This is a genomic window from Pseudoalteromonas sp. MMG013 (genome assembly GCF_018100885.1).
Lineage (GTDB): Bacteria > Pseudomonadota > Gammaproteobacteria > Enterobacterales > Alteromonadaceae > Pseudoalteromonas > Pseudoalteromonas aurantia.
Genome location: NZ_JAGJEE010000008.1, coordinates 1 through 24,394, shown reverse-complemented (window position 1 = coordinate 24,394; position 24,394 = coordinate 1). Strand labels below are relative to the sequence as shown.

Here is a 24,394-nt window from a genome sequence, read left to right as displayed (position 1 = left end):
TTTAGTCAAACTCGATAACAAGTTAGCTGCGAGGGCCTGCTTGTTTGATGGCGTCTGAGACGTCATACTTGGTAAAGTTTTCTTGGAAGTCAGCCGCTAATTTTGCAGCGTACTCAGCATACTTCGCTTTGTCTTCCCACGTGTTAATTGGGTTAAGCAGTTTGCTGTCAACACCAGGTACCGCAACAGGCACGTCTAAGTTTAATGACTCAATATGCGTTGTTTCAACACCCGCTAACGTACCTGATACAATCGCATCAATCACTGCACGTGTGGTTGGGATATCAAAGCGCTTACCAATACCATATGGCCCGCCAGTCCAACCTGTATTAACCAGATATACTTTAGCGTCGAATTCACGCACACGTTTCATCAGTAGCTCAGCGTAAACCCCAGCAGGACGTGGGAAGAACGGTGCGCCAAAACAAGTCGAGAAGGTTGATTCAATGTCTGACGTTGAGCCTATTTCAGTTGAGCCAACCTTTGCAGTGTAGCCACTTAGGAAGTGATATGCCGCCGCTTCTTCAGATAACACAGAAACAGGAGGCAATACGCCACTGACATCACACGTTAAGAATACAACTGCTTTCGGCTCACCGGCACGGTTCTCTACTTTACGCTTCTCAACATGCTCAAGTGGGTAAGCAGCACGGGTATTTTGCGTTAGGCTGGTATCGTTAAAATCAGGAACACGATTTTCGTCTAATACAACGTTCTCTAGGATGGTACCAAACTTGATAGCATTCCAAATAACAGGCTCGTTCTTCTGAGATAGGTCGATACATTTTGCGTAACAACCGCCTTCAATGTTGAAAACACTGCCTGGTGCCCAACCGTGCTCATCGTCACCGATAAGAAAACGCGTTGGATCCGCTGATAAGGTTGTTTTACCTGTACCAGATAGGCCAAAGAACAATGCGGTATCACCGGCTTCACCCACGTTTGCACTACAGTGCATAGGTAAAACGCCTTTTGCTGGTAACAAAAAGTTTTGGACAGAGAACATTGATTTTTTCATTTCACCAGCGTAGTGCATACCAGCTAACAAGACTTTGCGCTCTGCAAAGTTGATAATCACGGTACCGTCACTGTTTGTGCCGTCGCGTTCTGGATCACATACAAATGAAGGTACGTTCATTACCTGCCACTGCGGTAAATCAGCCGTGTTATATTTTTTAGGTTCAATAAACATGTTTTTAGCGAAAATGTGGTGCCACGCAGTTTCGGTTGTAACCACAACTGGTAAATAGTGCTCAGGATCAGCACCCACTTCAAGGTGAGAGACGAAGTGGTCACCGCCTTGTACATGTGCTTCCACACGTGTCCAAAGGGCATCAAATTTATCAGCATCGAATGGGCGGTTTACTTTGCCCCATTGGATGTCATTTTCAGTGCTTTGCTCTTTAACGATAAAACGATCGTTTGGAGAGCGGCCTGTGCGACGACCAGTTTTTGCAACGAAAGCTCCGTTTGCGGCCAAAGTACCCTCGCCACGAGAAATAGCGAGTTCGACAAGTTCAGCTGCAGTTAAATCGACAAAACGAGTAGCGCTTGAAGTCATGTTATTACCTAAAATGTGAGAATTGAACGGGATAGCTCTGAGTTCTTACTAACCTTAAGCTGAATTTATAGTAACAGATGATATTGAGATATTCGAGCCTTTGGAGGACCTGAAATCACATTAATTTGTGAAAAAACTTGAATAATTTCAATGATACCGGTGTCATAAAAAAGAGACTTTAAATGACACCGGTATCATTTTTTAAACATAAAAAAGCCATCAAAATGATGGCTTGGTATTCAAATTAGGTGCAAGTGGGTATTTAGTTAAAAATAGCCTTGATATCTTGTTCATTGAAGCGGTAATCGGTGAGGCAATAATGACAGCTGATGGTCACGTTACCGTGCTGTTGCACATCTTCTAAAAGCGCTTCTTGACCAACATTCACTAAGGCAGCAATGGTTTTCTCTTTGCTACATCCGCACACAAAATTGATTTCTTGCGGCTCGAACAGTTGCGGATTGTCTTCATGATACAAACGCGTTAACACTGTTTGTGCATCTAACTCTAATAATTCGTCATCTTTTACTGTGTGGCTAAGTGCTTCTAGATGGGTGAAGTCTTGCTGTGACTTTTCTTTATTGACCGGCAATACTTGTAAGAACAAACCTGCTGCTTTTACCGTTTCAGAGCCCGTTTTGGTTGCGAACCATAAACGCGTGGTTAATTGCTCTGATTGGGTAAAGTAGTCTTCAATACAGCCAGCAAGCGTGTCGGCAGTTAAAGGTACGATTCCTTGGTAGCGCTCACCTTTGACAGGGGTAATAGTAATGACCATATGTCCGTTACCGATTAAGTCTGCAATTTTGTTACCCGTTACGTCACTTTGTAAGCGCGCAATGCCCCGCATGTTTTGTTTATGATCACCGTTGATCACGGCATATTTCACCGGGCCATCACCTTGCAGCTGCACGGCAATATCGCCTTCGAACTTGAGTGTGGCCGTTAAAAGGCTGGTCGCAACCAGCAGCTCACCAAGCAATTGCTGAACGGGCTCTGGGTAATTGTGGCCTGCAATGATGTCACTGAATGTTTTTTCAATTTGTACCAATTCGCCGCGTACGTCTAGTTCGTCAAAAATATAGCGATGTAATAAATCAGGTTGCATTAATAAAATCCTAGCTTGATTTTAATTTCAATAGTTCACGTCTTTGCTTTTTATCTGGTTTGTTAACAGGATGTGGTGCAAAGAAACTGTTATTTTTTCTAGCAATGGCATTTTCTTCTCGCTTACGAACGCTAGATTCCGACTCTAGGTACGCCGTTTGGGCGATTGCCGCCGCTTGGCGTTTTTCAAAAAGCACTAAAATAGTCACTTCTTTTTCGTCAAATCCTTGCGCAAGCTTCACAGTAGCGCCTACTTCAGTGATTTTACTGGGTTTACAGCGCTGGCCGTTATAGTGTACTTTACCACCTTGTACCATTTCACGCGCAAGCGCTCGGGTTTTATAAAACCGAGTAGCCCAAAGCCACTTGTCGAGTCTTACTCCGGTGTTTTTGGTTGCTTGTACAGGTGAATTTTTAGTCACAATTTATTAACCATGTAGATTGTGTAGTATAAGCTGAAATCTATCATATTTTGGCATTCAAAAAAAGCAGGCTTAATCGTTGCCAGTATTGGTGTTAGGCTTGTAGAAAAGGTGTGTATTCAAGTTCTCACTCGTGTCATATTTGTGCGCTTGTTGAATTTTTGCTTAAAGGGTACACTGAGCTGCTTAATGTAGAATAAGAAAAATTGCATATGGAATTACAGTTACAACAGTTACAAAAAGCCTTATTAGGATTGCCTCACGCTAAACTAAGCCGCATGGTCGTATTGTTAGCTGTTATTTATATTGCTTATTTATTATCACAAATGTTTTGGCTATTGTGGCCACAACCTGCGAATCAACCACTTCCTAGTCAATCAGCGCTGTATTCATCAAGCAGTAATGTGATTAATACGCAAGCGATTACCAACCAACATTTATTTGGCCGTGCAGATGCCAAGGCGCAGGAAAAGCCGAAGCCCGTTGTGTCTGATGCACCAGAAACAACGTTGAATGTGCGATTGACGGGTATTGTTGCTGTAAGCTTAGATGATGCAGCCGGATTTGCGATTATTGAATCGCAAGGGAAGCAGTTAACATATGAAGTCAAAGAATCAATTCAAGGTACGCGCGCAACATTATCGCGGGTGTTGCCTGACCGCGTTATTTTGGATGTAAGTGGTCGATTTGAAACACTGATGCTAGATGGTATTGAGTATTCAAAAAATGTGGCAATGCCAGTGGCTTCAAAATCGACAGGTAAAAGCCCCAACCGTAAAAAATCATCTCAGCTGGTTGCCAGTGCTGACATATCTTCACAGCGCGATGAACTGTTGAAAGAACCAGGCAAGTTATTTGATTATATAAGAATTTCACGCGCCATGAAGGAAGGTCAATTGATCGGATATCGCTTGAGTCCAGGTAAAGATCCTGAACTTTTCCGCAAAATGGGGCTCAAAAATAACGATTTAGCTGTTGCCATCAACGGCTATCAACTCACGGATATGAAACAGGCTATGTCTGCAATGAATGAGCTGAGAAATAGCTCAGATGCAAGCATCACCATTGAACGAGATGGTCAAACCATTTCAGTACAATTCAGCCTGTAAAGTTACTACTTTTGGAGTTTAAATAAAATGGGTAATAAGCTACACCTCACAAAAATCAAAAAAGGGTTAGCTAAGTATGCAGCTCTAATGATTGCCGCTGGTCTGTCTTTATCGGTGTCTGCCATTGAGTACGCTGCCAACTTTAAAGGAACTGACATCAACGAATTTATTAATATCGTTGGTAAAAACTTAAACAAAACCATTATTATCGACCCAAACGTGCGTGGCAATATCAATGTACGTAGTTATGAGTTGATGGATGAGTCAATTTATTATCAGTTCTTCCTGAATGTGTTAGAAGTGTATGGCTACTCTGTTATGGAGATGGACAGCGGGGTACTGAAAGTTGTCCGTAGTTCTGATGGTAAAAAAGGGAATGTGCCATTAGTCAAAGGCAAAGAATTTGGTAACGGCGATGTGATGGTGACGCGCGTTGTACGTGTAAAGAACGTCAGCGTGCAAGAGCTCGGGCCCTTGATCAGGCAGTTCAGTGACCAAAAAGATGGCGGTCATGTGACCAATTTTAGTTCTGCGAACGTGATGATGCTAACAGGGCATGCGGCATCGGTTAATAGGCTTGTTGATATTATTAAGTCAGTGGACCAAGCAGGTGATAAGCGTGTTGAAATTATTAAACTACACCATGCCACCGCCGATGATGTGGTTAAAGTAGTTGAAAGTATTTATAAAGGCACCGGTAAAAACAGCGTGCCTGAGTTCTTAATTCCTAAAGTCGTTGCCGATGGCAGAACCAACAGTGTTATCGTCAGTGGCGAGTCTCAAGCACGCAGCCGTGCGACTGAATTGATTAAACGATTAGACGGCGAGTTGGAAAGCCAAGGTAATACTAAAGTATTTTATTTAAATTATGCTAAGGCTGAAGATTTAGTCAAAGTATTGCAAGGCGTGAGTAAAACCTTGCAAGAAGAATCTAAGGGCAGCAATAACAAAACCCGTTCACGCAGTAATCGTAACGATACCAGTATTGAAGCGCATCCAGATTCAAACTCACTGGTTATCACAGCACAGCCAGATACCATGCGTTCACTCACCTCGGTCATTGAAAAGTTAGATATTCGCCGTGCACAGGTATTGGTTGAAGCCATTGTGGTGGAAGTACAAGAAGGTGACGGTGTTAACTTTGGACTACAGTGGATCTCTGAAAAAGGCGGTATGCTGCAGTTTAATAATGGCAGTACGGTGCCTGTAGGGTCATTAGCCGTTGCGGCAAAATTAGCACAAGATAAAGAAGTTAAAGGTACAATCGTCGGGACGGATGATAACGCGGTTTCTAATACGGTGCGCACAGAAGAAGGTGACTTAGGCCCATTGGGTCAATTGCTTGGTGGTGTAAATGGCCTCGCGATGGGGATTGTCAAAAACGATTGGGGTGCAATAGTCCAAGCGATTTCGACTGATACGAAATCTAATATTTTAGCGACGCCTTCTATTACCACCATGGACAATGAAGAAGCGTCGATGATTGTGGGTCAAGAAGTGCCTATTATTACCGGATCTACGTCGGGTGACAATAACTCTAACCCATTCCAAACGGTTGACCGCCAAGAAGTGGGTATTAAGCTCAAAGTGACACCACAAATCAATGACGGCAGCGCAGTACAGCTGACCATTGAACAGGAAGTGTCGAGTGTCAGTGGTGCAACTGCGGTTGATATTTCTGTGAATAAGCGCGCCATTAATACCACGGTGATTGCAGATGACGGTGGCATGGTTATTCTCGGTGGTTTGATAGATGAAGATGTGCAAGAAAGCGTGTCAAAAGTACCGTTACTAGGCGATATTCCATTTATTGGCCATTTATTTAAATCAACCAATACCAAAAAGAGCAAGCGTAACTTATTGGTCTTTATTCGCCCGACCATTGTGCGTGACAGTCGCAGTATGAATGAGTTGAGTCATGCGAAATATAACTTTATTCGCAGTGAGCAGGTAAAGCGTAATGAAGATGGCATTCAATTAATGCCGTCAGAAGATACCCCTGTGCTACCAGAGTGGAATGATGCCTTGGTATTACCACCGACTTACGAAGAGTTTTTAAGTGGCAAAAACAAGCAAGAGCAAGAAAACAATGACTGATAGCCAAGTTGATGTTCTCGCAGAGGACCATACTGCCGAACTAGATAATGCGCAGGTAATTCGTTTACGCTTGCCATTTGCTTATGCGCGCCGCGAAGGCATTTTGCTCAGTGACACGCCTGATGGTTTAAAAGTGTTTTATCGTGGCGAGCTGTCAGTTCCGGCATTACTGGAAGTACGCCGAGTTGCGGCAGAACCTTTTACGCTGGTACAACTTGAAGACGATAAATTTGAGTTATTGCTTGAAGAATCGTATCAGCGTGATAGCTCTGAAACGCAGCAAATGATGGAAGACATTGGCAACGAAGTTGACCTGTTTTCGTTGGCGGAAGAGTTACCGCAAACAGAAGATTTGTTGGCTGCGGATGATGATGCACCCATCATTAAATTGATCAATGCCATGCTCAGTGAAGCAATCAAAGAAGGTGCGTCTGATATTCACATTGAAACCTTTGAGCAAGATCTCGTGATCCGCTTTCGGGTTGACGGGGTGCTTAAAGAGGTACTCAAACCAAACCGTAAACTCGCCTCGTTACTCGTGTCGCGTATTAAGGTAATGGCTAAGCTTGATATCGCCGAAAAACGCATTCCACAAGATGGTCGTATTAGTTTACGCATTGCTGGGCGTGCGGTAGATGTGCGGGTGTCAACCATGCCTTCAAGTTTTGGTGAGCGAGTGGTATTACGTTTACTGGATAAGAACAATGCTCGATTAGACTTAGAAGACTTAGGGATGACAGAGCGTAACCGAGAATTATTTGCCGGCATTATTAGTAAGCCTCACGGTATCATCTTAGTGACGGGCCCGACCGGTTCAGGTAAAAGTACCACGTTATATGCAGGTATGAGTCAGATAAACTCAAAAGATCGTAATATTCTGACGGTTGAAGATCCAATTGAATATGAAATTCCTGGTATTGGTCAGACGCAAGTTAACGCGAAAGTTGACATGACGTTTGCTCGGGGGCTACGCGCTATTTTGCGTCAAGATCCAGATGTGGTGATGGTCGGTGAGATCCGAGACTTAGAAACAGGCCAAATTGCCGTACAAGCTTCATTAACGGGTCACCTTGTAATGTCGACACTACACACCAATACAGCGGCGGGTGCCATCACCCGTATGGAAGATATGGGGGTAGAACCGTTCTTACTGTCTTCTTCTTTATTAGGGGTGTTATCACAGCGCTTAGTCAGAACTTTATGTTCAAACTGTAAAGCCGGTCATCATGCTGATGACGGTGAATGTGAATTGTTAGGTATACCGAGCGGTCAGCAAACGACAATTTACCGCGCTGTAGGGTGCGAAGAGTGTAATTATAATGGCTATAAAGGCCGAACCGGTATTCATGAGTTACTGATTGTTGATGAACATATTCGTGAGCTTATTCATAACGGTAAAGGTGAGCAGGCGGTAGAGAAGTATATTCGTCAGCACAGTCCGAGTATTCGTCAAGATGGTTGTTCGCGTGTTTTAGACGGTAAAACAACGCTAGAAGAAGTATTGCGAGTGACTCGCGAGGAAGGATAAGCATGGCAGCATTTGAATACCGAGCTTTGGATGGCAAGGGAAAAGAAAAAAAAGGCATATTAGAGGCGGATACCGCTAAGCAAGTGAGACAAATGCTGCGCGAAAAAGCCATGATGCCTTTAGAGGTATTACCTGCGGCGGAGAAAGATAAGCAGCAGTCTTCTGAGGGAATACAGCTATTTAGAGGTTATAAGCCCTCAGTTGCTGATTTGGCATTGGTGACCCGTCAGCTTGCGACATTAATTCAATCATCGTTGCCGGTTGAAGCCGCAGTGATGGCGGTTGCTGAACAATGTGAAAAACCCAGACTAAAGCGCATGCTGATGTCGGTGCGCTCTAAAGTCGTTGAGGGTTACACCCTTGCTGATGGTATGTCAGAGTTTCCTCATGTATTTGATAACCTATATCGGGCTATGGTTGCTGCGGGTGAAAAATCAGGGCACCTAGATCAAGTATTGAATCGTCTTGCTGATTACACTGAACAACGTCAACATATGCGTAGCCAAATTACCCAAGCGATGGTTTATCCGACCATTTTGGTGATATTTGCGATTGCCATTGTCTCTGTATTACTAGGTACTGTGGTACCCCAGATATTAAAAACCTTCGAAAAGTCTAAGCAAGTATTGCCATGGACGACAGAATGGGTCATGGCCGCCAGTAACTTTGTTCAAAATTATTGGATGATTAGTCTCGTAATTATTGTGGGTGGCATTTTTGGTATTAAGCAAGCGTTAAAGCGTCCGAAAGTGCGTTTTTGGTATGATAGTCAACTTATGATTTTACCCGGTATCGGCAAAGTCAGTCGCAGTATCAATACAGCGCGTTTTGCACGGACTTTAAGTATTTTATCCTCGAGTTCGGTCCCTTTATTAGAAGGAATGAAAATTGCCGGTAAAGTACTGGAGAATCAAAAGATTAAATTTGCTGTGGCTGAAGCTGCAACCCGAGTAAGTGAAGGTGCAAGTTTAAGAGCGGCGTTACATCAAACGAAATTATTCCCGCCAATGATGTTACATATGATCGCCAGTGGTGAAAAATCAGGCGAATTAGAACAGATGTTGGAGCGAGCAGCTAATAACCAAGATCGTGAATTTGAAAGTATGGTTAGTGTGTCATTGGCATTGTTAGAACCAGCAATGATTGCCAGCATGGCAGTAATCGTACTGTTTATTGTTATGGCTATTTTACAACCTATTATGGCAATGAACCAAGCAATTGGTTTGTAGTCAAAAATATCGATAATGTATATAAAAATACAAAGACATTAATAACTTTTGAGGTATAAATTGTGAATAAACAGTCAGGTTTCTCACTATTAGAAGTGATGGTAGTACTTGTGATCATTGGTATGATCATGTCTATTGTGGCACCCAATATCATGGGTCAGCAAGAAGAAGCGCAAATTGATAAAGCCCACTTAGATATTCAGCAACTTGAAGATGCGATGAGTATGTATAAGTTGAAAAATAAAAAATACCCTACCACAGAGCAGGGCCTTGAAGCATTGGTAAATGAAACAACAATAGACCCTGTGCCAAAGCGTTTCCCTGATGGTGGCTTTATTTCTAAATTACCAGAAGATCCGTGGGGTAGTCCTTACCAGTTAGTTAGCCCAGGTGAAATGGGTAAAATTGATATCTTTTCAATGGGGCCAGACGGTGAAGTGGGTACCGAAGATGATATTGGTAACTGGGATCAAGAAGAGCAGCAATAAAAGCCGCATAGATTATGATAAAGCATCCTACCCTAACGCATAAATACCAACGAGGATTTAGTTTAATCGAAATCCTCGTGGTACTGACGATCATTGCTTTTGCGACCAAGTTGGTGACCTATAGTTTTGGCGGCGACATGGAAGAAGAGCTAGAAAAGCAGGCGCTCAGAACACATGGTATTATCAATTTAGCATCGGAATTTGCGGTGCTGAATCAAGTTGAACTTGGGTTTCACCTAGATAAGAAAACCCTAGAGTTTTTAGTGTTTGATGGGGAAAACTGGATAGCTTTTGATGCGGAAGAACTCTACAAGCCAATTAAATTTGAAGATGATTACAAGGTGAACTTGAACATTGAAGGATTAGATTGGGCACAAGATAACTTATTAGAGCAATCAAATTGGCGCGCATTAATGGGGACTGGCGATGAGCAAAGCTTGCTTGAACTGAAGAAGCTAAAAGTACCTCAAGTCCTCTTGTTATCATCGGGTGAAGTCAGTGCCTTTCAACTAAGCCTTGAGTTGGATGACGACCCACAAAGCGTTTACTTTGTGGAAGGTGAGTTTGTAGCGCCTGTTAATTTACGCCGAGAGCCAGAATGAAGCAGAATACATTAGGCTTTACTTTACTAGAGGTGATGGTTGCGCTAAGCATATGTGCGATGGCAGGTATTGCGGCAATGCAGGTCACTGGAGAGCACATTACCCACATTGGCGCGTTAGAAGAACAAACTTATGCCTCTTGGGTCGCGGAAAATCAAATGGTCATGATGCGCGCCAGTGGTAAAAAATGGTCAGGGAAGAATAATGCCAAAGGGGAAGAAGAACTGGCTGGACAGAAGTGGTTTTGGCAGCAATCAGTGATAGCGACAGAAGATCCCAGTTTCGTTAAGGTGACGGTCACCGTTTATCAAGATGAAGCATTACAAACGTCGGTTTATGATCTCACTACCTTTATGTTGAAAGGCAAATGATGATGCGCCAACGAGGTTTTACCTTATTAGAAGTGATGGTTGCGCTGGGCATTTTAGCGTTTGTTATTTTAGCGACTCATCAAATATTAGACTCGACGTTGAAAGCCAAAGAAGCCTCTGAGGATGTTATTGGTGAATTAGAATCATTACAAACGACGTTTAGGTTAATGGACCAAGACTTTAATCAAATGACCAAGCGTGAAGTACGCAACGAGTCAGGTGATAGCAACGAAAGTTATATCATTCACGGGCGTTATGAGATGAATAGCCAATACGATGGTATTGTCTTTGTTCGTGATGGTTGGACAAATCCGATTAGCTTATTACCAAGGTCTGAGTTACAAGCCGTTGGGTACCGGGTGGTTGATGATAACTTAGAGCGTATTTATAGAATTTATGTGGATGAGCTTGATGGCTCAGAACCTCGCTCACAAATCGTATTAAAAAATGTGGAAGATCTAAAATTTGAGTTTTTAGATGATAAGCAAAAATGGCAAGAAGATTGGAAGAAAAAAGCCTTGCCGTTGGCGGTTGCCGTCACGCTGCAACTTAAAGATGCAGATCCTATTAGGCGTTTATTTTTAACCCCTGGAGATGGGAAAGAGCAGAGTGGGAATGAGCAGAGCAGTGGAGATCGCTCATGAAGCAGCAGCGCGGCGCAGCACTTATCATTGTATTATTTATTGTCGCTTTGGCTGCGACAATCGCAGCTGAAATGGCCGCTAACTTAATGGTACAAGTGCAAAGAGCACAAAATATTCAAACCCATCAACAAGCAAAATGGTATAGCTACGGTGCAGAAGAATTAGTGAAAAAGGTCTTACTGGAAAGTAAGAAAGAAGACACCGAAAAAGTACACCTTGATCAGCCTTGGGCACGTGAAGAAGTCCCTTACCCTGTTGATCAAGGGACATTAAGTGGGGAAGTGACAGACTTACAAGCTTGTTTGAATTTGAACGCGTTAGCAGCGCCAAAAGATAAAAATCAAGCGAACAATCAAACGAATCCAGCCCACAAAGCGTTATTAGAGCTGCTTAAAAATATTGAAGACCTTCCCTTAGATGAGAGTGAAGAAGCGTTAGCAGATAGTGTGTTTGATTGGTTGGATCAAGACAGTATTACATATCGCTCAGGCGCCGAAGAAGATGAATATATGTCTCGTAGGACCCCTTATCTGACAGCCAATAACTTGCTTGCCTCAGTTTCTGAATTACGGGTGATTAAGGGGTTTAATCCGTTGGTAATGAAAAAGCTGTTGCCCTATGTATGTGTTATACCAGGCAATACCGAATTAAAAGTGAATGTAAATACCATTAAATCAGAGCAAGCTTTATTACTCAGTGCGTTGATGAAAGGACTATCTAAGTCCGAAGCTGAAGCGATTATTTCAGCGCGGCCAGAAAAGGGCTTTGATTCAGTCGATGAGTTTTACACGGAAGCTGCCAATCAAGGCGCTTCCAAAGACAGTAAATCGGATAAGGTATTTACCGTAGATAGTAATTATTTTAAGTTACGCGCGAAGGCCGAGTTTGATGAACGGCTTTTTACTATGACCTCAATTATACAAATAAACCAAGGTCAGGCGACTATACTAGCGCGCAAATTTGGAGGCGTACAGTGACAGAAAAATTGGTGATCCGAGTCGGACAGTCACACCAAAACTCAGTGCATTGGTTGATCTTTTCAACGCATGATGAGCAAATAATCGCCAGTGGTGAACTGGCAAAGGGTGCAGAGATAGGTGCACTGACAGAAAAAGCAGCACCACGAGATACCGTGTTGCTATTACCGAGTTCACAGGTGCAGCTCAAGTCAGTGGCATTGCCCACTAAATGGAACCGTAAGCTAGAACAAGCTTTGCCATTTATGCTTGAAGAGCAGCTGGCCTGTGATGTTGATGATGTTTTTATCGCCATAGGTAAGCCCGTCACTGATGGTGATCAACACAGTATTCAAATTGCTTTATGTGATCAAAAGTGGCTACAAGATTGGCTGGAGATATTTGATTCCGCCGAAATTGAGTTACATAGCATTGTGCCTGATGCGCTGTTATTGCCAGAACCGGAAGAAAATGCTTTAGCGATGGTTGAATTGGCAGATCAATGGTTATGTAGATTTGGGCAATGGCAGGTGAGTGCCATTGAAAAGAGCTGGGGTGCAGATTATTTACATGCACTTGCTCCTGCTGAAATAGCGCATTACAGTCCTGCTGATACTTTGCCAGATATTGCCCCCAAGGTAGCCAAAGAAAGCGAATATGATTTACCGTTGGCAATATTTGCTAAGCAACTAAAGCACCAAGGCTTTACACTGAGACAAGGGATATTTGCTGGTAAGAAAAAGCAGCCTCAATGGTGGCGTGATTGGCGCAGTGGGCTTATCGCAGCAAGTATTGCCGTTGTGTCGTTTATTGGGGTGAAAAGTACGCAATTAATTATGTTGCAGTCACAAGCGGATGCATACAAGGCTGAAGCTGTGACGGTATATCAAAAAGCGTTCCCTGGCAAAGTGGTTCGTCCCCACTTATTAAGACAGCAAATAAAAAATGAGTTAGCGGGATTGAGCGGCTCAGAGCAGGGTGGGTTTTTAGAGCTCACAAATCATTTTGTTGCCGTGTATGGTGAGGTTAAAAGCTTTACGCCTGAAACGATACGCTATGATCGTCGTCTTAATGAGTTGAGAGTACGTGCGCAAGCCGGTGGCTTTCAGGTATTTGGCCAAGTAAAAGCGATTTTAGAACAACGAGGCTTAAATGTGCAGCAAGGATCACTTAATAATGATGGCGATGTGGTTATTGGTGAGATCCGCTTGAGAGGTGAATCATGAAGCAACAAGCTATGAAGTATTGGCACTCGCTAAAAGAGCAAGAACAACGCTTGGTGATGGTTGCTGGCGGTATATTTATTATTTTCATTTTAGTGATGGGGATCTTTAGGCCGTTAAACGAGGGCGTTGAAAAAGCAAAAAAAGACAAACTTCGTCAACAAGAGCTCGTTGCTTGGGTAAATGCAAGTGTTGGCACCTTAAAATCGAGCGCTTCAACTAAGAATACGAACCGTGTTAACTTGTCACAATTGGTGAATCGAACTCGTGGGAAATATGGCATTAGTATTAGTAAGATGCAGCCAAGTGATGGCTCACTGCGGGTGAATATTGATACGGTTGAATTTAATCAGCTTATTGCATGGATTGATGAGTTAACGAATACGCATGGCTTAACGGTTGAAAATCTTGATATTGCACAAGATGATTTACCCGGATTTGTTCGCGTTAGCAGATTGGTTTTAGAGAAGTGATGATGAAAAATATAATGGGTCTATTGTTGGCGTTTGTACTCGCATTTGTTGTATTTACAATCTATAGCATGCCGGCAGCGATACTTTTACAGTTATTAGAAAAAGAGCTTCCGCCTACGCTAAATATAGGCTCGGTATCAGGGACTGTTTGGCAAGGTAAAGTGAGTGAAATTCGTGTCAATAATATCCAGCTCAATAATGTTCGCTGGGATGTTCAGGCGAGTGCTTTACTTACCGGCAACTTGCAAGGCAAAATTAATTTTGGTAATGCCCGAGACAAGCAGGAGATTTCGGGAAATGGCCAATTCGTTGTGGGGCTCACAAATCAATCTATTGAGCTCAGTGATACCACAGTGAGATTTAGCGTTGAACAAGCAATGTCTCAAGTTACGCTGCCGTTACCTGTACAGGCGAAAGGACGAGTATTACTGGATATTGATACGTTCAATACCGGTGCACCTTATTGCAATGCGTTAGCTGGCGAGATCCGTAGTCCGGGTATTAGCGTACAAGGACTCAGTGGTTGGTTTGACATTGGAGCTTTAGGCGGGTCTTTGAGTTGTAAATCAGGTAATATTTCGGTTTTGGTTGATCCAGATAATTCACTAGGCTTACAGGCGGATGCGACACTTGCAGAGCATTTTCAGTTCCGTGTAGCAGGAAATATAAAGCCACAGGCCTCTTTACCAAAAGAAGTGCACGATGCGGTAAAGTTTCTTGGTAGACCAGACTCTGATGGCCGTTATCCGGTGAACTTATAATTATGGATGGCATTGATTTTAAATATACTGCACAGCAACAAGCGGTGTTAAATCAGTATTTTTCAACGCGTGATACGGCATTTAATTTAGAACAGGTGGCTGGTTATTTTTTTGCTCAAATTTGCTCACCAGATGCAACGGAAGTTGAACAATGGATGAAGGTAATCACCGCCGAAGATGATGCGATTTCTGAAGACGTGGTCTTTGCATTAATGGCATTACATCATGACATTAGTGAGCAAGTTTATAGCGATTGCTTTTGTTTAAAGTGGCATGAAGACACTCATTACCTTGATTGTCAGCAATGGAGTCGAGGGTTTTTATTGGGGGTTACCCCTTATTATGAGCGACTCATACATGCCCAAGAAGTCAGTGAAGAGTTGAAACAAGCTTTACAAATGTCTACTGAGCAACTGAGCTTTTTTACCTTAGAAGAGTCGCAAGTTAAAACATATTGTCAGCAAACACATACCGATATGACATTATTTATCCAACAACAAATGCAACTGGCGGGCGAGTTTGCGGGTGGCTATGCACAGTTAATTGAAGCCACCGCAATAAGTAGTGGTTTATATGACTCTGAGAATGACTTTTAACTAACCTCAGGTTTGGGTAAGGGTTTTGGAATAGAAAATGTTTTGTAAACAAACTTACGTACAATCCAATGATGGTATTTTGTTCAACATCAAGGCGCTTTTATGCAGTAATAGCGGGCTATTACAAATGAACGCAACGCCGAGAGTGAGAAAAATAGCTTTATTGGGCAAAGTCGATCATCCAGAGCTGAGGTTAACTAACCTAATTCTAACTCAATATGTGTGCAGCCTTGAGCGCAGCAAATAATGCCCTGTTGAGTGTTACTTGTCGCCAGATCAAGCGTTAATGGCTGTTGGCACGTTTCACATAAAATAGTTTTGCCTTTCCCCAGCTTTTTTAGAATAGTGCGTTGCTTATCGAAAGAGTGCGCGCGCTGCTTATTTAATTGACTAAAGTCCATTATCTGCCTTTTTATTTATTCAATATACTGCTAGTAACGTTACATACCTGCATGAGAGTAGGCGCGTATAAGTCAAGGTTGACGCCATTTTCTTCGCAATAACGTAAATGAAATTCACGTAATTTTTCATCGGTGGCCAGTGCTTCATTAATGTAATTTTGTTCTTGAGTGCTTAGAGAGACAGTGCGTGTAACGCTTTCCCTCGCTTGTTGTGCCGCAGGGCTGCGTGTTATTTTACTGGACTCGCTTAATACATCTATCCCTTGATTTAGTAGTGTGTCGCGAGGTCCTTTAATCGACGGGTGATCAATGGTAAATAGCCCTAATATAATGATCACGAGTAGTAAAAATTTCTTCATAGCGGTAGTAACCTTGATCTTGATAGCTTAATTGCGGCTATTAGTGTAATAAAATGCTGCTTTTAAAAGCAAGTTTAGTGCTCAGAGACTGGATCAAATAATGCCATTTTATTTATTAATTAACCACCAAGCGCATCGTTTTATCGTAAAGTGTTGCTCAGTTTAGAGATTCTTGTGTGATTTTGTATCCATAACTTACTAAGCTTGCTTATAATATCCATATGAATAATAGGGTCACTGTAGCAAGTAACCTGTCGATCGTAGCGGCTTAAGGAGCTTAGATGGACAAGCAAATAAAGATTAAGAATATCCCATCCGAGGTCAAAATACAGAAACCGGATGACCTCCAACCTGATAGATTCAACCCTCGTAATCGTATTTATGTACGTGCGGTGAAAGGATTACATCAGTTACTACGGCAAAGAATCGGGTTTATTGGCATGCTGGCATTTATGGCGTTACCGTGGATCAGCTTTCATGGACAGCAAGCGGTATTATTTGATTTGTTTGAGCAAAAGTTCAATATTTTTGGCTTAACACTGCTCCCCCAAGATTTAACTATTTTGGCTTTTATTTTAATGATTGCCGCATTTGCTTTGTTTTTGGTCACGACTTTCTATGGTCGCGTATGGTGCGGTTATACATGCCCGCAAACGGTATGGACATTCATTTTTATCTGGTTTGAGGAAAAGTTTGAGGGCAAAGCTAATCAGCGTAAAAAACTCGATCAACGAGAAATGAGCTTTGATAAATTTTGGCGAAAATCCGCTAAGCATATTAGTTGGGTGCTGTTTTCATTGTATACCGCAATTACGTTTGCAGGCTACTTTACGCCTATTCGTACGTTATTACCTGAGTTATTGGCGCTGACAGCAAGCAGCTATGCCTTTTGGAGTATTGCTGTTTTTACGGTTTGTACTTATGGCAATGCAGGGTGGATGAGAGAAATTATGTGTTTACATATTTGTCCTTATTCACGTTTTCAGTCAGCGATGTTTGATAAAGATACTTTCACGGTAAGTTACGACGAAGCCAGAGGTGAGTCGAGAGGTCCTCGTTCTCGTAAGCAAGATCCAAAGGAGTTAGAACTTGGCGACTGTATTGACTGTAATTTGTGTGTACAAGTTTGTCCAACAGGGATAGACATACGAAACGGGTTGCAATATGAGTGTATCAATTGTGGGGCATGTATAGATGCCTGTGATGGCGTAATGGAAAAAATGAACTATGCTCCGGGTCTTATTTCTTACACAACAGAGCGGAATTTAGAGAGCTCAGCGGAACGCACTAAGCCCATCAGAGGGAAATTGGTTGGGTACTTGCTCATCCTCATCGTTTTATGTGCAGCATTAGTGATGAATATTGCTATGCGCAAACCGATGGAGCTAGATATTATTCGCGATCGAAATCAACTTTATCGGGTTAACTTTGATGGCTTAGTAGAAAATACCTACACACTAAAAGTGATTAATAAAGCACAATCCGCGCAAACATATACTGTTGAGATTAAAGGGCTCAGTCATTACCAAGTTATTGGTAAATTATCACTTCATGTCGAAGCGGGCCGCTCTATGAATTTACCTTTATCAGTGATCATTGATCCGTATGACTTAAACAAGCCAGTAACAGAGTTTACATTCGTTATTGCGCCAATAGATAACCCAGAACAGCAGTTATCACAACAGACTAACTTCTTTAAAGGAAGATAATTCAGTACACTACCTAGTATGAGTTAAAAGCGGGGTTAACCCCGCTTTTTTAATATTTGAGAGTACTATGAGTGAATTTAGCTTTGCCAATTTAACACCAGACTTAATTCTCGATGCGATAGAAAGCATTGGCATTTATCCAGAATCGGGTTTGTTAGCATTGAACAGCTACGAAAATCGAGTCTATCAATTTAAAGCAGATGATAATTGCCGCTATGTTGTTAAGTTCTATCGACCCCAGCGTTGGACTAACGAGCAAATACATGAGGAGCACTCGTTTTCTCTTAATCTACTTGAAGCTGAAGTTCCTGTAGTTGCGCCAATTGTGCGAGATGGCACCAGTTTATTTGAATATCAAGGTTACCGTTTTACGCTGTTTCCAAGTGTGGGGGGAAGACAATTTGAGATGGATAACTTAGATCAGCTTGAGATGCTAGGGCGCTATATTGGTCGTTTACATAGTGTTGCAGGAAATCATGTGTTCACTCATAGGCCAACAGTTAACACACAAGATTATTTACATCATGCCCGAGAGGCTATTTTATCTAGCCAGTTGTTGTCAAAATATATGGAAACGCCTTTTTTGACAATATTAGATCAGCTGATAGATAAAACGGAACAAACATATTATAAAACTGACCAAATCCGTTTGCATGGAGACTGTCATGCTGGCAATATCTTGTGGTCAAATGATAAATTGTTACTTGTCGACCTAGATGATTGTCGACAAGGTCCAGCGATTCAAGATCTCTGGATGATGTTAAATGGAGATAGACAAGAAAAAGCGATGCAGTTAGATACACTTCTGTGTGGCTACGAAGAATTTCAAAGTTTTGATCACCGTCAATTAGGTTTGATTGAACCTTTACGAGCGATGCGAATGGTGCATTATATGGGCTGGCTTGCGACTCGATGGCAAGATCCTGCATTTCCACGGAACTTTTCGTGGTTTGCTACAGACAAATACTGGGAGCAGCAGGTCTTAGCGTTAAAAGAACAATATGCGGTATTAAATGAACCCGCTATAAAACTAATTCCATAAATTTGAGAGAGACCGATGTTAAAGAAATTACAATTTGCAGTATTATTATTTTGTTTGCCCTTATTTGTTATGGCAGCCGATTTTACGGATGGTAAACATTACCAAACACTGACCACTGAAAAAAGTGCCTCACCAAAGGTAACTGAATTTTTCTCATTTTATTGTCCTCATTGTTTTCGTTTTGAACCTGTAGCGAAGGCTTTAGCGGATAATTTACCAAAAGGGGCTGTGTTTGAAAAAAGTCATGTAAATTTCCTTGGTGGCTTGTCTGCAGACGTACAAAGTAACTTAAGTTATGCCTACATTGTGGCTAAAAATGCCGGTAAGGGTGATGATATTGCTGCGAAACTGTTCGATAGTATTCATGTGAAAAAAGTGCCATTAGATAACATTACTGATTTAAAGAAGTTATTAGAGGTGAATGGTATTACGGGCGCACAGTTTGACGCCGCATTAGCAACCATGCCAGTGATCAGTGAAGAAAAAGCGATGCAAGATGCACAAGAAAAGTTTTCAAAGGCGGGAGCGCTAACAGGTGTACCTACTTTTATAGTAAATGATAAATATAAAATTAATGTGAGTGAGTTACAAAGCCAAGACGAATTAAATGACTTAGTAAAACACTTATTAAAAAAATAAGGATTGGAGAATTTAATGTTAAAAGTAATTAAAGCGGCAGCGATAGCGATGATGATGCCTATGCTGGCCAATGCGGCTGTATTTGAAGAGGGCGTTCATTATGAAGTGATCTCAGAACGCAGTACTAAAAAACCAGAAGTAACGGAGTACTTTTCGTTCTATTGCCCAGCATGTAATGCATTTGAACCCTTGATTGCTAAAGTTAAGCCGAAACTAAATGAAGGTGTTAAGTTCAAAAAAAGCCATGTTGACTTTGTTGGTACGCGAGATGAAAAATTGCAGAAAATTATGAGCAATGCGTTAGCTACCGCAGAGGTGCTGCCACAAAAAGATAAAATCGTGACTGCTATTTTCACTCATTTACACGGTACGCGCGGTAAAATTAATGAACTTGCTGATATGAAAGATATTTTTGTCGCGCAAGGCGTTGATGGTGAGAAGTTTGATAAACTGTATAAGAGCTTTTCGGTACGTACAAAAGCATCGAAAATGGTCAGAATGCAAAAGCAAATGCAAGATAAGCGTGCTTTGACTGGCGTTCCTACTTTTATTGTTAATGGTAAATATAAGCTGCGTTTACGCGAGTCTAAAACAACCACACCAGAGCAAATTAGTGAACTAATCAATTACCTTGCTGCAAAGTAAATATTTGTTAGACTTAAAAAGCCCCGCATAAGCGGGGTTTTTTGTTTAGGAGAGTCACGATGGAAAAGGTTTTGGTGTCGAGTTGTTTGCTTGGGCAGCCGGTTCGATATGATGGTCAGGCACAGCGGCTGAGCGACCCGTTTATCTCTCAGCTGTGTGAGCAACAACGCGTGGTATCATTTTGTCCAGAGGTGGCCGGTGGGTTACCTACTCCTAGAGACGCAGCCGAAATTTTGATGTCACAGATAATTACTGTATCAGGAGTTGACGTGTCAGATGAATTTGCAAGAGGTGCAAAATTGGCTTTAGCTCACTGTTTAGCAAGCAATATACGTTTTGCTTTGTTGAAGGAGTCGAGCCCATCATGCGGCAGAAATACGATTTATGATGGGTCGTTTACAGGTAATAAAGTTGCAGGCATGGGTTGGACTGCGAAGCTCTTAGAGCAAAATGGTATTCGTGTTTTTAGTGAGGAGCAGATCCCAGCACTGAGCAAAGCGCTGAGATCACTTTAATGAAAGCGCTTATTTACGTTGTAGAAATACACCTGACTCAACATGGTGGGTGTATGGGAACTGATCAAAAATAGCGATACGCGAAACACTATGCGTTTCACAGAGTAACTCTAAATCACGTTCGAGTGTGTCTGGGTTACATGAAATGTAAATCACATTGTCGTAATTGGCGACAAGACGGCAGGTTAGTTCGTCCATGCCTGCTCGGGGTGGGTCAACTAGGATTGTTTGACAGTTGTAATCTTTAAGTTCAATGCCATTTAATCGCGAAAAACTACGCTCGCCTTTCATCGCCTGGGTAAATTCTTCACTAGACATTCGTAAGATATCCAAGTTGTTTACCTTATTTGCGGCAATATTAAATTGTGCTGAGTGAACTGACGGTTTAGATATTTCTGTTGCGAGCACTTTATTAAAACTACCAGCCAGAGCAATCGAAAAATTCCCGTTACCACAATATAACTCAAGTAAATCGTTCTCTAATGGTACACAGAGTGACTGTGCCCAGGCGAGCATCTTCTCATTCACAACGGCATTAGGTTGGGTAAAGCTATTCTCAACTTGTTGGTAGATATAGGTCTGGCCATTGACATTTAATTGTTCGGTCACATAATCATGTTCGAAGATCACTTTCTGTTTTCTCGCACGCCCAATAAAATCAACTTTATAGGTTTGCTTTAATTCAGTCCGTAGCGTCTCCATTGCTGCTTGCCACTGTTCGTCTAGTGGTTTGTGATAAAGTAAACTAATGAGAATCTCTCCACTTAGCGTAGATAGGTAATCAATCTGAAACAGCTTACGACGTAGTATTTCATTGTGACGTAATTTGTCCATCATAACGGACATTAACTCACTGATAAGGGGGGCAGCTGGATCGAATTGTTCAACGCGTATTTTCTGTTTCGTCGCTTGATCAAACATGATGTGGTATAGATCATCACCTTCATGCCATACTCTAAATTCAGCGCGTTGGCGATACTGTGTTTTCGGAGAATCGTATACCTCTAAATCAGGAGCATCAAAACGCGCGAATTGTTGAGAAATGCGCTGCTGCTTTTCTTCAAGTTGCTGGGCATAAGTGGAAGTATCAATTGTTATGACGGCCATGATCAGAATTACCTTACTGTATAGAGACGCGCTATTTTAGGCACCGTTAGAGATTTGTCCAGTGTATCGCGAAAAACGCGCTTATTTTCTATACTAAATAACTTAAGCTTTATTTAAATCTGCCGATAATGAAGGCATTGTAGTTGGCTCTTTTAGCCTACTAGTTTCACCGTGTGGAGCCACATCATGAAAATAGGACAACTTAATCAATTACTTAACCCTGCTAGCTCGTTTAGAGCAGGTAATAGCAAACCATTTATGCCGACCATTCAGAATAATGCAGATAGTTACTCTGGAGACAAAAGTAAATTGGCTGCAAAGTTTTTAGACGACAAGCTTGCTGAAGCTCTTGGTATTGAGAAAAAACCTGAAAAAGAGAAGCCGCTGTTTGACTTTGAGTCGATTGTCAAAAATGTTTTGGATTTTGTGAAAGGCGCAGTTAACAAAGCTAAAGCAGACGGTAAAGACGATGACGAACTACGAAATATGCTAGGGGAGGCGCGCAAAGGTGTGCTGATGGGCATAGACGAAGCAACGGATGAGCTAAAAGAAAGTAGTATTTTTAATGATGAGATTGGCGAAGGTATTGCGAAGTCTAAAGAGGGTATTTTTAATGGCTTAGATGAATTCGAAAAGTCATTGTTTGAACCTCAACCAGATAAAATGTCAGTAAGTGCAGCGCAATATGCGAGTTTAGCAAACCAAGCTGATTATACTTTTACGACGGCAGAAGGGGATGAAGTACAAATTACTTTTAGTGACGCTTATTCTCAGAGCCAAGGTGCGAGTTATGCAAAAGAGGGCAACCGAGAAGGCTTTGCGTATGCTGAGCAAAATAGGCAAGAAGTGAGCTTTTCGATCAGTGTGAACGGAGATCTGAACGAAGATGAGCAAAAAGCCATTAATGAGATGATGAAAGATATTCGAGACGTCAGCGACTCTTTCTTCGGCGGCGATTATGATGAAGCATTCGACAAAGCAAAAGAGTTGAATATAGGCAGTGATCAAATAGCTAACTTTACGATGGATTTGAGACAGACTAAAACTACTGCGGCAATTAGCCAATATCAACAAAGTAATCCGCTTAAAGATTTAGAGAAAGCACTACAACCTCTAGATAAACAATTAGAAACGATCAATGAAAGTGCAAAGTCGTTTGGATTAGAGAGCCAACTGCCAGATATTTTGGAATGGATGAATCATGGTCAAGATAGGCTTAATAATTTTTTAGATTATGCTGAGGGTTTTTTTACGCAATTGAATAAGCCTCAAGAGCGTTAGCGATAATTAGGGATTCATTTTCTGCTTTGTGCGTGGCACACTGCACGTCACTTTATAATGGCGGAGTATAGTTGTGTCACCACATGTATTGGTATTTGATTCGGGGATTGGTGGAACCAGTATTTTACAGCATCTTGAATCTAAGCTCCCACATGCACAATTTAGTTATGTGATGGATAACGCACTATTACCGTATGGTTTACAATCAGAAGCTGTTATTAAATCGAGACTTGCAGCGTTAGTTACACGCATTAAAGAATTAGATCTTCAAGTGGATCTCATTGTTATTGCATGTAATACGGCGTCAACCGCAGCACTAAATACAACACGTCAATTAACGAATATTCCAATTGTTGGGGTCGTACCAGCGATCAAACCCGGTGTATTGCTGAGTAGCTCAAAGCATATCGCCTTGTTGGCAACGCCCGCAACATCAAGCAATGCATATACGTACGGACTCATTGAGGAGTTTGCACAGAATTGTAAAGTTGACTCACATCATTCAACCGCTTTAGTGTCGTTAGCTGAAGCTGCTTATTGGCAACAAGAGCTTGACAATAATATGGTGTTTTCTGAACTTCAAACACTCAATATTGCTCAGAGTGTAGACGTCATTGTACTTGGTTGTACGCATTTCCCTATTTTAAAAGCTGCTTTGGCATCATTTTATGGCAGTAACGTTAAACTTGTGGATTCAGGAGAGGCAATTGCTCGACGTGTGTTGTCTATTTTGGCACCTCCAAATAATACAAAAGGGTCCAGCGAAGAGAGAATAAAAAAGCCATTACAATTTTATGCAACGGCTCCTGATAAAGTAAGATCTGATGATCGTGTCATCTTGCAGTTAAACCTTAGCTATTAGCCTCTTCTTCTTCCGCATCATACTGCTTTTGTTTTGCAGCTCTTACTTTAAGTGTTCTTTGTTGGAACTCTTGGTCGTTTAATGCTGAAATAGCTTTGTCAGCATCTTGCTCAGCCATTTCTACAAAGCCAAAACCACGACGTTTACCTGTGTTTTTGTCTTTTAATAGACGAACGCTAAAAACTTGTCCTTGTTCTGAAAATAATTCTCGTACGATGCCTTCATTGGCTTTATAAGGCAAATTGCCCACGTAGAGAGTTTTAGTTTTAACTTCTTGCTTTGCTTCTTGCGGCTCATTAGAAGTAAATATAACAACTAAACCTCCAAAAAGAATACCAGCAGCAAATAAGATAGGTGCGCTTAATGCAATATTAGGAAAAACAAATTGCAACGTAAGAAAACCAAGTACAGCAAGTGCAATGGTGATTATAAAAGGCTTTTGATCCGATGATTTCATAATTGATCTACCAATAAACAGGGGATAAACATTAATTTAACAAAACGAGTGGCTATATTAGCGATATATATAAACTTCGCAATAATAAAACTGCAATTAACGAAGAATACTGCATTAAAAGTAAGCGAAAATGGAAAATATTGCGAACTTTGCTTTTTTTTTGTTCGAACGAACAAAAAGTTTAAAAAAAGGCTTGATCAAAAAAAGGAT

The 24,394-nt window shown here is 41.7% G+C and carries 27 protein-coding genes; 20 read left to right on the top strand and 7 right to left on the bottom strand.

Annotated features, from left to right (window positions below):
• Nucleotides 1-22 precede the first annotated feature (22 nt).
• From J8L98_RS10190 to hslR, 3 genes are all read right to left on the bottom strand, one after another.
• Nucleotides 23-1,561, bottom strand: a complete 1,539-nt coding sequence (locus J8L98_RS10190) for a phosphoenolpyruvate carboxykinase (protein WP_192509006.1) — start codon at nt 1,559-1,561, stop codon at nt 23-25.
• A gap of 262 nt (nt 1,562-1,823) precedes the next feature.
• Complete coding sequence (gene hslO, locus J8L98_RS10185) at nt 1,824-2,669, bottom strand: Hsp33 family molecular chaperone HslO (protein WP_210996319.1); 846 nt, start codon at nt 2,667-2,669, stop codon at nt 1,824-1,826.
• A 10-nt stretch (nt 2,670-2,679) separates the two neighbouring features.
• Nucleotides 2,680-3,090 (bottom strand): ribosome-associated heat shock protein Hsp15, encoded by a 411-nt coding sequence (gene hslR / locus J8L98_RS10180; RefSeq protein WP_192509004.1) that lies wholly within the window; start codon nt 3,088-3,090, stop codon nt 2,680-2,682.
• 212 nt (nt 3,091-3,302) lie between these two features.
• Here hslR and gspC point away from each other — a divergent pair, with 212 nt between their 5' ends.
• From gspC to J8L98_RS10115, 13 genes are all read left to right on the top strand, one after another.
• Entirely contained in the window at nt 3,303-4,199 is an 897-nt protein-coding gene (gene gspC, locus J8L98_RS10175; protein WP_210996318.1) for a type II secretion system protein GspC, read from the top strand.
• Nucleotides 4,200-4,226: 27 nt separating this feature from the next.
• A complete protein-coding gene (gene gspD / locus J8L98_RS10170) occupies nt 4,227-6,296 on the top strand; it encodes a type II secretion system secretin GspD (RefSeq protein ID WP_210996317.1) in 2,070 nt (689 codons plus the stop codon).
• Nucleotides 6,289-7,824: a type II secretion system ATPase GspE gene (gene gspE, locus J8L98_RS10165; RefSeq protein WP_247670991.1), complete on the top strand. Its 1,536-nt coding sequence runs from the start codon at nt 6,289-6,291 to the stop codon at nt 7,822-7,824. The genes gspD and gspE overlap by 8 nt, the downstream gene beginning before the upstream one ends.
• A gap of 2 nt (nt 7,825-7,826) precedes the next feature.
• The gene (gene gspF / locus J8L98_RS10160) at nt 7,827-9,053 is read left to right on the top strand and encodes a type II secretion system inner membrane protein GspF (protein WP_210996316.1); all 1,227 of its coding nucleotides are present in this window, start codon (nt 7,827-7,829) and stop codon (nt 9,051-9,053) included.
• A 62-nt stretch (nt 9,054-9,115) separates the two neighbouring features.
• Nucleotides 9,116-9,541 (top strand): type II secretion system major pseudopilin GspG, encoded by a 426-nt coding sequence (gene gspG, locus J8L98_RS10155; RefSeq protein ID WP_192509000.1) that lies wholly within the window; start codon nt 9,116-9,118, stop codon nt 9,539-9,541.
• A gap of 14 nt (nt 9,542-9,555) precedes the next feature.
• The gene (locus tag J8L98_RS10150) at nt 9,556-10,143 is read left to right on the top strand and encodes a prepilin-type N-terminal cleavage/methylation domain-containing protein (RefSeq protein ID WP_210996315.1); all 588 of its coding nucleotides are present in this window, start codon (nt 9,556-9,558) and stop codon (nt 10,141-10,143) included.
• Nucleotides 10,140-10,514 carry a type II secretion system minor pseudopilin GspI gene (gspI, locus tag J8L98_RS10145; RefSeq protein WP_192508998.1) on the top strand — a complete coding sequence of 125 codons (375 nt, stop codon included), beginning with the start codon at nt 10,140-10,142 and terminating at the stop codon, nt 10,512-10,514. Before J8L98_RS10150 ends, gspI begins: the two co-directional genes overlap by 4 nt.
• Before the next feature lie 2 nt (nt 10,515-10,516).
• A complete protein-coding gene (gene gspJ, locus J8L98_RS10140) occupies nt 10,517-11,158 on the top strand; it encodes a type II secretion system minor pseudopilin GspJ (RefSeq protein WP_210996403.1) in 642 nt (213 codons plus the stop codon).
• Nucleotides 11,155-12,135, top strand: a complete 981-nt coding sequence (gene gspK, locus J8L98_RS10135) for a type II secretion system minor pseudopilin GspK (RefSeq protein WP_210996314.1) — start codon at nt 11,155-11,157, stop codon at nt 12,133-12,135. The genes gspJ and gspK overlap by 4 nt, the downstream gene beginning before the upstream one ends.
• Nucleotides 12,132-13,340: a type II secretion system protein GspL gene (gspL, locus tag J8L98_RS10130; RefSeq protein WP_210996313.1), complete on the top strand. Its 1,209-nt coding sequence runs from the start codon at nt 12,132-12,134 to the stop codon at nt 13,338-13,340. The genes gspK and gspL overlap by 4 nt, the downstream gene beginning before the upstream one ends.
• Nucleotides 13,337-13,810, top strand: a complete 474-nt coding sequence (locus J8L98_RS10125) for a type II secretion system protein M (protein WP_210996312.1) — start codon at nt 13,337-13,339, stop codon at nt 13,808-13,810. The genes gspL and J8L98_RS10125 overlap by 4 nt, the downstream gene beginning before the upstream one ends.
• A 2-nt stretch (nt 13,811-13,812) precedes the next feature.
• Nucleotides 13,813-14,571, top strand: a complete 759-nt coding sequence (locus tag J8L98_RS10120; protein ID WP_192509207.1) for a type II secretion system protein N — start codon at nt 13,813-13,815, stop codon at nt 14,569-14,571.
• Nucleotides 14,572-14,573: 2 nt separating this feature from the next.
• Entirely contained in the window at nt 14,574-15,167 is a 594-nt protein-coding gene (locus J8L98_RS10115) for a UPF0149 family protein (protein ID WP_210996311.1), read from the top strand.
• A 197-nt stretch (nt 15,168-15,364) separates the two neighbouring features.
• Here the strand turns inward: J8L98_RS10115 and J8L98_RS10110 are convergent, their stop codons facing one another.
• Nucleotides 15,365-15,568: a hypothetical protein gene (locus J8L98_RS10110; protein ID WP_192508993.1), complete on the bottom strand. Its 204-nt coding sequence runs from the start codon at nt 15,566-15,568 to the stop codon at nt 15,365-15,367.
• Nucleotides 15,569-15,579: 11 nt separating this feature from the next.
• A complete protein-coding gene (locus J8L98_RS10105) occupies nt 15,580-15,927 on the bottom strand; it encodes a hypothetical protein (protein ID WP_210996310.1) in 348 nt (115 codons plus the stop codon).
• Nucleotides 15,928-16,208: 281 nt separating this feature from the next.
• On the opposite strand from J8L98_RS10105, the gene ccoG reads away from it, so the two are divergent.
• The 5 genes from ccoG to J8L98_RS10080 all read left to right on the top strand — a co-directional run bounded on the left by ccoG (nt 16,209) and on the right by J8L98_RS10080 (nt 20,477).
• Nucleotides 16,209-17,636, top strand: coding sequence for a cytochrome c oxidase accessory protein CcoG (gene ccoG / locus J8L98_RS10100; protein ID WP_210996309.1), 1,428 nt, complete (start codon nt 16,209-16,211; stop codon nt 17,634-17,636).
• A gap of 67 nt (nt 17,637-17,703) precedes the next feature.
• On the top strand, nt 17,704-18,678 hold the full coding sequence (locus tag J8L98_RS10095; protein WP_210996308.1) for a serine/threonine protein kinase: 975 nt from the start codon (nt 17,704-17,706) through the stop codon (nt 18,676-18,678).
• 15 nt (nt 18,679-18,693) lie between these two features.
• The gene (locus tag J8L98_RS10090) at nt 18,694-19,317 is read left to right on the top strand and encodes a thiol:disulfide interchange protein DsbA/DsbL (protein WP_192508989.1); all 624 of its coding nucleotides are present in this window, start codon (nt 18,694-18,696) and stop codon (nt 19,315-19,317) included.
• 15 nt (nt 19,318-19,332) lie between these two features.
• A complete protein-coding gene (locus J8L98_RS10085) occupies nt 19,333-19,962 on the top strand; it encodes a thiol:disulfide interchange protein DsbA/DsbL (protein ID WP_210996307.1) in 630 nt (209 codons plus the stop codon).
• A gap of 59 nt (nt 19,963-20,021) precedes the next feature.
• Nucleotides 20,022-20,477 carry a DUF523 domain-containing protein gene (locus tag J8L98_RS10080; RefSeq protein WP_210996306.1) on the top strand — a complete coding sequence of 152 codons (456 nt, stop codon included), beginning with the start codon at nt 20,022-20,024 and terminating at the stop codon, nt 20,475-20,477.
• Between the two features lie 9 nt (nt 20,478-20,486).
• Here J8L98_RS10080 and trmA read toward each other — a convergent pair whose 3' ends face one another.
• On the bottom strand, nt 20,487-21,584 hold the full coding sequence (trmA, locus tag J8L98_RS10075; RefSeq protein ID WP_210996305.1) for a tRNA (uridine(54)-C5)-methyltransferase TrmA: 1,098 nt from the start codon (nt 21,582-21,584) through the stop codon (nt 20,487-20,489).
• A gap of 186 nt (nt 21,585-21,770) precedes the next feature.
• Between trmA and J8L98_RS10070 the strand changes: the two genes are divergently transcribed.
• Entirely contained in the window at nt 21,771-22,865 is a 1,095-nt protein-coding gene (locus tag J8L98_RS10070) for a DUF5610 domain-containing protein (RefSeq protein WP_210996304.1), read from the top strand.
• Between the two features lie 73 nt (nt 22,866-22,938).
• A complete protein-coding gene (gene murI / locus J8L98_RS10065) occupies nt 22,939-23,727 on the top strand; it encodes a glutamate racemase (RefSeq protein ID WP_210996303.1) in 789 nt (262 codons plus the stop codon).
• On the opposite strand, the gene J8L98_RS10060 is transcribed toward murI, so the two are convergent.
• Nucleotides 23,717-24,184 (bottom strand): RNA-binding protein, encoded by a 468-nt coding sequence (locus tag J8L98_RS10060; protein ID WP_210996302.1) that lies wholly within the window; start codon nt 24,182-24,184, stop codon nt 23,717-23,719. The two genes, murI and J8L98_RS10060, sit on opposite strands and share 11 nt — an antisense overlap.
• Between the last annotated feature and the right edge of the window lie 210 nt (nt 24,185-24,394).